Origin of the sequence: Vibrio methylphosphonaticus (assembly GCF_023634655.1) — a bacterium.
In the GTDB taxonomy this organism is placed as follows: domain Bacteria; phylum Pseudomonadota; class Gammaproteobacteria; order Enterobacterales; family Vibrionaceae; genus Vibrio; species Vibrio methylphosphonaticus.
The window spans coordinates 1-224 of the sequence record NZ_JAMKMS010000102.1 but is presented as its reverse complement, the minus strand read 5'-3'; the positions used below and the strand labels follow the sequence as shown (position 1 = coordinate 224).

Here is a 224-nt window from a genome sequence, read left to right as displayed (position 1 = left end):
GGCATTAATGACAAGCCCGTCGCGTTGCCTGCGGACGAAATGACGGATGAAGATACGTCGATTTCACGTAGCGTGCCTGACGCGTCTGACGTGGATGGCACTATCGCCTCTTACGCACTGCAAGACGATGTCCCAGATGACAAAGGTAGCCTAACGTTTAACTCGGATGGCTCGTACAGTTTCGATCCGGGTGAAGATTTCCAAGGGCTCAGCAATGGTGAATC

General features: G+C 52.7%; 1 protein-coding gene. It reads left to right on the top strand.

All coding sequences use genetic code 11. The features are described 5' to 3' along the window. On the top strand, nt 1–224 hold a 224-nt coding region (locus tag M9196_RS23430; protein WP_250619905.1), incomplete at both ends, for an Ig-like domain-containing protein.